The organism is Natrinema soli, from assembly GCF_028618695.1.
In genome coordinates this window covers 1-8,642 of record NZ_JAQIVI010000383.1, presented here as the reverse complement: position 1 = coordinate 8,642, position 8,642 = coordinate 1, and the positions used below count along the sequence as shown (strand labels likewise).

The window sequence follows — 8,642 nt, the reverse complement described above, 5'->3', positions numbered from 1 at the left end:
CGAGCATAGTTCCAACCAATCTCTACGACCTGCTCACTTCTCAAACTGCGCTAACTAGACGGTGCCGAGGTAATCATTATAGTGCCCATTAGAACTTTCTACTCAAAGATTGTTGCTAAGCGTAGTGGATCATCCTGACGAGATCTCCGTGAGGAATTGCAGGGTGTCCTCGACAACGTGGAGGGAAAGAGGCCGACACAACGGGTTTAACGGCAATATCGCATAAATACGGCGTTATACAGACCGAGCTACCCGAGCGGGATGACGTTCAGCGACACACGATCTATAGCTGGCTCACGCGACTCCACACCGACGAATCATTTGAGCAGGTTGTTACTTATGATCACCGATCTGGGAGAAAGCGAAAACACCCAGAAAAAGAGTAGAAAGAATTCGAAGAAGCTGTCCATGACTCACCCAAAGAAGTGGGGGTTGACGCGCCGGCGTGGACGCTAGCGCTCGTCCAGCAGTATCTCGACGAGACCTACGATGTTGAGTACTCAATCCCGAGTTGCCGACGGTTGCTCAAAGAGGTGAGACTGAGCTATCAAAAACCATGTCGAACAGCCGCTGAAGCTGAGGCTGACGAACAAGAGACGTTCCACGAAGAACTCAAAAAAAGCGGCGGGAGATGGACGCCACAGTAGTTTGTATCGATCAAACCAAGAAATCCATCCAAGTTGAGCCGCGTGCCGCGTAGTTTCCGCGCGGCACGCGGCCGGCCGTCGAATTGTCCGGGCAACGCGACTGGACATGTCTCTTGGGCGCGATCACCGTCCTCGGTGAGCGCTTTTTCTCTCGATTCGAAGAGTACGTGACTGCCGAACACGCAAAATATTTCATTCTCGCATTCTGCAACGAGTTCGAAGATAATCTGATCATTGTGCTGGATGGAGCACCGTATTTTCGGGCGTCAGCCGTCACGGACCTGGCGGCCCGTGATGACCTCACCCTCGTGAGATTGCCGGCGTACTTGCCAGAGCTCAATCCGGTCGAAGAGTGCTGGAGACAACTTCAATCAGCACTAAGCAACCAGTTCTTTGATTCACTTTCTGAACTCACAACAGCCATTGATACCGCTCTTGATCGGCTCTCTATACCAGTGGTGAGTAATCATTTCTAACTTCTACTATAGCGACAGCTACTGCATCTTCTGACACCAAGAGCCGATCTCTGACGTCGTAAAACCGTGAGTGATCGACACCACCCCGACGCAGTCTAGCGTTCAACAAGGCAATAAAACTTCACTCAATCCGGTCGATAGTACCAGTGAGGGTTGTGTTTTCGGTCATGAATACACAGAAAACGCTACGTCTCCCCCTTTCTGAACACTGTCCAACGCTCGGGGTAACCTTTCTTCTCGATCGAACATAAATCGTCCCTGTAATCCACCCTGTTCGATCCGTCGTCTACTCAACGGCGCTGGTACGGCTGGTAGTAGTCGATCCTCCAACTCATATCTCTCGACGAGACAACTCTCCGGCAGATGTCAAACAGAGTGACGCGCGGCACCATCCCTTTCTCCGTATTACAAATATATGATTGTAAATAGAAGTCTGATACCCAACTGTACGGGTGTGAATTCAATTGCGACCGTCGGATGTCAGGAGTGGTCACTCGATCTAGTCGCCTCACCCTCATTGACGAGTATAATATTTGCTACAACGTTCTCTCAGAGAAAATATAGAATCCTACTCGAGGGCATATTGCGTTCGCAGTTCGAGTTCGTTCGCGGCCTCTATCACCATCTCGGCGTATTGGTTATGAACGCGTTCCTGTCCTAGATATTCGGCTGGGCAAGTAATGCTGATGGCGCCGGTCTGTCCCGTCTCGGGGCTCGAGACGGCTGCTGCGATAGACTGAATGGCCTTGAGATGCTCACCTGTACTCATGGGCGATGCCTTTTTTCGAATCGTCTCGATGTCCGACCAGAGTTCGTCTGCATCCGTGATCGTGTTCTCCGTTTCGCGGAGAAGTCCGGTCTCGGCGATGATCTCGTCGATGGTTTCATCAGGAAGTTCCGTCAGAATTGCTTTCCCCGCTGCGTTCCGGTGAATAACGTATTGGTTACCGAGTGGAACTGGCTTTCGGAGGCCGTACCGATCGTTCCCGATGAAGACGAAGACACCGTGTACTCTGTCCCGGAGGATAAACGAGACCATTTGGCGCTTTCGTCGGCCAGCTCCTCGACCGTCGAACGAACGGATCTGCAGAACTTGTCACGGTCACGAATATGTCTGCCCAGCGTCAACAGCTTGAGTCCGAGTCGGTACTTCCCTCCGTCGTTGATGACGCACCTGTGGTCCTCGAACGTTTTCAGATGCTTGTGGACCGAACCCTTCGGCTGATTCACAGTTTCAGAAGCCAGAGAGTTTGTCTCGTCTGTAGAGCTCGAGTTCGAAGACAACGTTCGGTGGTTCCTGTTGCGCCGCGAATGCGATCGAATCGGCGATGGTTTCCGGTTCGGTCACTTCGTTCGGTTCGTATCTCTCTTCGGAAATCTCGTCCCGATACTCCTTGCCGAACTCCGTCCGAACTTCGGACGGATTGATAACGGTGACGCCGATCTCGTCAGTACCGACCGCCCCCGCCAGACTGTGCGCGAATCCCCGCATCCACCACTTGGTCGCCGCGTAGATCGGCGCTCCCGGTCGCGGATACTGGCCGGCAAAGCTGGCGACGAAAATAGCGATGCCGGATGTCTCGCGCAAGTGCGGGAGCGTCTCTTGCGTGACGAAGAATATTCCGTCAACGTTTACCCCCATGACAGTCCGGTACTGCTCAACCGGCATGGTTTCCACCGTCACATCCCCGCCGGTCGCGATCCCGGCGTTATTGACCACAACATCAAGTCGATCGAAGGTTTCCACGGTCTCGTCGATGGCTTCGCGGACTTCCTCCGGCTCGCTAACGATGACTGGTAGAACGAGGGCAGTTCCATCCGTTTCCGACTCGATTCGATCTGCGACTGTCTGTAGTTTCGATTCCCGGTGGGCGACGATCGCTATGTTTGCTCCCTTCGCTGCCAGAGCCTCAGCCGTCGCTTCGCCGATTCCAGCGCTGGCACCGGTGATAAGCGCCGTATTTCCCGAGAGAGGGAGGTTTGTGGTCATAGCTATCAATGACCACTGATTCGTATAAGTATTTCCCGGCCAGTGGGATGCTAATCACTCGATTTCGTCGCGGCTGTACCCGTCTCCCACCAGCTGGCGTGATTGAGCGCTACGAGCAGCCCAGTTGTCAGCGTCATCCCTATGAACGCGAACGCAGCGAGGACGCCAAAGAACATCGCCGTCGAGAACCCGCCGAGGACGAACCCGCCGATCGCGATGCTCACCGGCCCGATTCCGAACTTGCCGACGTACGTGTATCCGTACGAAAGTCCTCGTGCCTTCGCCGGCGTATGGACCGCCACCGCGTCCTGGTACAGCGGTTGCGTGGCAAAGAGGAAGAATCCGAGTACGACGCAGAACAGGACGATCGAAACCAGTCCCATCGACATGATCGGCACGAACGCGAGTGCGAGGAGCGCGAGGATGGCGAAGATGGCGGCCAGTCCCCGCTCCGATGGAATTCGGTCGGTGAGTTTCCCACCGACGTACTGTCCGCCCATCCCGACGACCAGCAGCGCGACGTAGATGTAGTCGCCCGGCGAGATTCCCTCGAGGCCGGCCGAGAGCGTGAGACTCTCCATCGCGGGGAGGTCGTGGAGGATCTCGGGGAGGAACGTGAGCATCCCACGATAGTAGAGCCCCTCGAAAGCGATGATGGCGAAAACGAGGGCGAACGCACTCGTGAACAGTATCCACGAGTTCGTCAGGAATTCGCCCAGCGACAGGGCGTCGTCCGCGTCGGCGTCGGCCTCGCTCTCGGCGGCGGTCGAATCGAAGTCGGCCCGGAACCCGTATGCGGCCGCGACGAACCCCGGAACCGCCAGGATGCCGGCGACGAGATGCCACTGATCGGTGAGGAACAACAGCGTGGCCGCGGCGAACGGGCCGAGGGCGATGCCGGCGTTGCCGGCGATCCCGTGCCAGGCAAAGACGGTGCCTCGCTCCTCGACGCCGGTACTGATCAGCGCGAGGCCGGCGGGATGGTAGACGCTGGCGGCGACGCCCCAGCAGATGAGCCCGGCCGCGACGGCGTAGATCGACGTCGCGAGCGCGAGCACGAGAAACGACCCACTCATGCCGACGAGACAGAGCAGGATGAGCCGTTTCGGACCGTACCGGTCGACGAGGATGCCGCCGGGGAGCGCACCCAATCCGAACGGGGCGTATCCCAGCGCGACGATGACGCCGGCCAGCGCGACCGACACGTCGAACTCCGCGAGCCAGACGACGAGAAAGATCGGAATCGATGTCTCAAACCAGTGGACGAGTGAGTGACCAGCCATCGTGAAACTGGCGATCGTCCGATCATTTGTGTTGAGTCCCATGTTGAGTACGCAGTTTTCCTGCCGAACGGCACGACACGGGATCACTTATTGATTGTGAAACTACGACAGTCGATCCGGAAGGCTATCGTCATCCGTCTAGTGAATTGACTTTCTGATCGAATATTTTCCGACCCGGCGCGCGTTCGACGACGCTCTCCAGTCGAACGCGTCGCCGACTGTTCTCTCCGCCCGTACCGATCGCCGAGCCGTACGATGCCCTCGAGATCGGCGACTCGGTCGTCTTCGAGGCCGTCGAGTACGAGCCAGACTACGACCAGGGCTGGTTGTCAGAGTACCCGTTCTTCGCGGCGAGCCGCCGTGAGAAGTGATCGCTCGCGAAGCGACTGAAGCGATCGATCCGTGATCCCCGTTCTCGAACCGCTCTGCAGGACCATGACGGCGCGCGAATCGGAAACCGATGGCTGAGGGGTCGGGGATCGATACGCTCGGTGCAGGTTCCCGTCGACGAAGGAGAACTGAAAGTAGCTGGTCGCTAGTCCTTGGTAGTCCTGATAGAATCCGTCGCGGACCGCTGGCTGATCCGGTCACGGATCGGTTTCTGGAGCTGGATCACCATCATCCCGACGATAACTGCAACACAGCCGAGACGGATTATATCGTCCGGGTAGACCATCGCGAGCACGCCCAACACGAAGAAGACGGTCTTGACGGGGAACTGGACGAACGGACTCTCGTGGAAGAACGTCCCGTAGTAGTTGAGGCCGTGAGAGATCCCCAGCGCGCCGGCCAGCGCGATGAGTCCCGACAAGAACGTGTCGATCCCGAAGCCGCCGACGACGAGTTCGGGGTTGTAGATGAACGCGAACGGGAGGACGTAGATCGGTGCGGAGATCTTCATAGCTTCGTGAGCCGTTCGCCAGAAGTTGCTGTCGGCGATCCCCGTGGCGACGACGACCGCGATCGCGATCGGCGGCGTCAGTCCCGACAGGATCGCGGCGTACAGCACGAAGAAGTGCGCCGCGAGGTCCGGAACAAAGAACTGCTGAATCAGCGCCGGTGCGATCAGCGCCGCGACGATGACGTACGCGGCGACCGTCGGCATCCCCATTCCGAGGATGATCGAGATGACCATCGCGAGGACGACCGCGGTCAACATGACGCCGCCGGAGAGGTCAAGCAGGGCCAGCGAGAGGATACCCGGAATACCCGACGCGGTGAAGACGTCGACGACGCCGTTGATGGCGGCGATGATGATCGCGATCGGCGCGAGGATCATCGCCCCCTCTCTGAAGCCGACCGCCGCGTCGCCGAGCAGGCTGACGAACTCGGCCACGAGGTCACCGCCTTCCGTCGCCGTCTTGAGCAACGGGAACCCGAAGCCGGTGACGAACATGGCGATGATGGTGTACAGCGCGGCCGTGAGCACCGTGTACTGGAGCACGCCGAGGATGTAGATCAGGATGGCGAACGGGATGCCAAAGCGGAGACACTGGAAGACGAACTCCTTCTGTGTCATCTGCTCGTCGAACTGGCTCTCGACGTCGATCTTGGTCGCCTGTCCGCGGAGCTGTCCGAGCCCCTTGTAGTGGACGGCGATGGTGACGGAGCCGTAGAAGATCATCGCCGGAATGATCCCGGCGATGATCACGTCGAGGTACGTGATGCCGAGCAGCGACGCCATCACGAACGCCGCCGCGCCCATGATCGGGGGCATGATCTGTCCGCCGGTCGACGCGACGGATTCGATCCCCCCGGCGGTCTCACCTTTCATGCCCGTCTCTTTCATGAGCGGGATCGTGAACGAACCCGTGATCGCCGTGTTCGCCGCCTGGCTCCCGGTGATCGAGCCGATGATGATGCTCGAGGTCACCGCGGAGAGGGCGACGCCGGATCGGACGTAGTTGGCCGACCGGAGGCCGATCCGCATGATGAGATCGAACGCGCCGAAGCCGCGCATCAGCCCCGCGTACAGCAGGAACAGGGCGACCCACGTGGCGATAATCCTGGAGATCGAGCCGTAAACCCCCTGGAAGTCGAGCACCATGATGCTCATCATCCGGCTGATGCTGAACCCGGCGTGGCGCAGGATCCCCGGCGCGAGGTTCCCGTAGAGTCCGTACAGCATCACGACGACGATCACGACGAGGAACGAGAGCCCGTAGGCCCGGTACGACAGGTAGAGGATCACCAGGAGGAATGCCGCCGCTATCGCGTACTCCCGAGGCAGCGCCGTTCCGACGCGAACCCGCAACAGTTCGCGGTAGAACACGATCATGTACGCCGTCGTTCCGGCGGTGACGATCGCCGAGAGGGAGAGGCCGGTCAGGCCCAGTTTGTCCCCGTCCTCGTACGCTTCGATGAGTTCGTTGCCGAGATAGACGAGCATGATCGACCCGAGAAACGTGATGGTGAAGAGAATTCGCTGAATTCCTTGGGTGAACGCGTAGTACAGGATCCAGGTCCAGGCGAGGATTGCCGCTCCCGTGACTGCGTCGTTGGCGATCTCTAATCGGCTTTTGTTGGCAGTGGAATAAACCATGTATGGCGGTGACGGACTGAAAGGTGTTTATTCGTCGCCGCGAGTCCAGCTGTCGTCCCAGACGTCGTTCTCTTCGTACCAGTCCGCGGCTCCCGGGTGGATCGGGATCTCGTCGGTGTGGGTCAGCGCGAACGTGAAGTTCGACGGGTCGGACCAGTCGAGGATCGTCGGGTTCGCCTCTTGCATCGACTCGTAGTTGTTGTGACAAATCTCCATCAGGTCGTAGATGGCGTCCGCCTCGATGTCCGGGCTGAAGTAGTACGGATAGGTCTCCGTCCACGTGTGCTTCGGGAAGTCACCGCCCTGAACGTCCTGCTCCCAGCCGCCGATCTCGTCGACCTCCTCGTAACCCGCGCCGGCGAAGTCCTGCGCAGCCGATACGTACTCGTCGGTCATCTCGATGGTCCTGACGGAGACGCGCGAGTCGATCTCGGCCGCCCACGAGGGGAGCTGGGTGTAGTTCGAGGTGTACACGATGAACGCCTCGACTCGACCCTCTTCGAGCGCGCTCGCCGCCTGCGTCGTCTCGACGTTGACGACGTTCTGCGAGAGCCCCTCCCAGAGGCCGGCGCTGCCGTACATCTCCTCGGTCATCGCGCGCAGCCCCCAGCTGGCGGGGAGACAATAGACGTTCCTCCCGGCGAGGTCGTCGGTCGTCTGGATGTCGCTGTCCTCCAGGGCCATCCAGTAGAGGTTCAGCGAGAGGTGACCGAAGCCTAACTGCGGGAAGTCGGACACCGGATCGTCGGAGAACGGCCCCGTCTCGGTGAGGGCCTGGTTCATGATGTAGTTCCCCGCCGAGTAGGAGTTGATCTCCCCGTCGGCGTACAGTCGGATGGACTGCGGGTCCCCGCCCGCGTCCTGCGTGATGAAGTTCAGGTAATCTGACTGCTGGCTTACGACCCGCTGAATCGCCTGCGAGTTCCCGTACGTCGACGAACCGGACGACGACGAGCCGACGGTCAGGTCGACCTGGTCGCCGCCGCCGCCGCCGAGACAACCGGCGAGTGATAGCGCCCCGATTCCAGCAGTGCCCCGTAGTACAGCCCTCCGTGTGTGCCTACCATTCTCAAACATCGTTATGCATGAAATAGCTTATGTTATTTAAACCTTCCCCTCCTCCGCCCTAGAGATTTCAGTCGCAGTTAAATATAGTCTGGAAAAACGACCATATACGCTGCCTGCATCCGAATATAGTTTCAATTATATTAGCAGAGGGCGAACGCTGTATGGTTCGAGTGGGTATCGTGTATAGTAATGATTCGACGTGGGCTCCGCTCGAGGCCGTTCGGAGCGCTAGACCTTTGTGTTCCATAGTGGTACGGTCGTGCGAGTATGACTCGATGTCCGAGCCCGTTCGCCGAGCCGCACCCGTCTCGAGGCGCGACCGTCCGATGACGAGTACGACGCCGTTCGCGTTCCTTGAGCGCCACGACGAATCCGCCCTCGAGGATCTCCGCTCGTTGCTCGCCCATCCGTCGATCAGCGCGACCGGCGAGGGAATTGACGACTGCGCCGCGCTGGTTCGACGATCGTGCCTCGAGTACGGGTTCGACGAGGCGGAGATCGTCGAGACGCCAGGTCGGCCGGCCGTCATTGCCCGCGCGTTCGCCGACGGCGACGCGAGCGAAGACGGATCGACCGCGCTGCTCTACGGTCACTACGACGTCCAGCCGGTGACGGCTTCGGAGTGGCAGTCGCCGC

The 8,642-nt window shown here is 59.1% G+C and carries 5 protein-coding genes and 2 pseudogenes; 2 read left to right on the top strand and 5 right to left on the bottom strand.

Features of this window, described 5'->3' with window-relative positions:
* Positions 1-124: 124 nt before the first annotated feature.
* Positions 125-1,123: pseudogene (locus PGX04_RS21525) on the top strand (IS630 family transposase).
* 568 nt (positions 1,124-1,691) lie between these two features.
* Here PGX04_RS21525 and PGX04_RS21520 read toward each other — a convergent pair.
* The 5 genes from PGX04_RS21520 to PGX04_RS21500 all read right to left on the bottom strand — a co-directional run bounded on the left by PGX04_RS21520 (position 1,692) and on the right by PGX04_RS21500 (position 8,015).
* Positions 1,692-2,162, bottom strand: coding sequence for an IclR family transcriptional regulator domain-containing protein (locus tag PGX04_RS21520; protein ID WP_273740380.1), 471 nt, complete (start codon positions 2,160-2,162; stop codon positions 1,692-1,694).
* A 195-nt stretch (positions 2,163-2,357) separates the two neighbouring features.
* A complete protein-coding gene (locus tag PGX04_RS21515; protein ID WP_273740379.1) occupies positions 2,358-3,113 on the bottom strand; it encodes an SDR family oxidoreductase in 756 nt (251 codons plus the stop codon).
* Between the two features lie 50 nt (positions 3,114-3,163).
* Positions 3,164-4,438: an MFS transporter gene (locus PGX04_RS21510; protein WP_273740378.1), complete on the bottom strand. Its 1,275-nt coding sequence runs from the start codon at positions 4,436-4,438 to the stop codon at positions 3,164-3,166.
* 493 nt (positions 4,439-4,931) lie between these two features.
* Positions 4,932-6,938 (bottom strand): TRAP transporter permease, encoded by a 2,007-nt coding sequence (locus PGX04_RS21505; protein WP_273740377.1) that lies wholly within the window; start codon positions 6,936-6,938, stop codon positions 4,932-4,934.
* Between the two features lie 27 nt (positions 6,939-6,965).
* Positions 6,966-8,015, bottom strand: a complete 1,050-nt coding sequence (locus PGX04_RS21500) for a TAXI family TRAP transporter solute-binding subunit (RefSeq protein ID WP_273740376.1) — start codon at positions 8,013-8,015, stop codon at positions 6,966-6,968.
* Between the two features lie 266 nt (positions 8,016-8,281).
* Here PGX04_RS21500 and PGX04_RS21495 point away from each other — a divergent pair.
* A pseudogene (locus tag PGX04_RS21495) lies at positions 8,282-8,642 on the top strand (hypothetical protein); the annotation flags it as partial.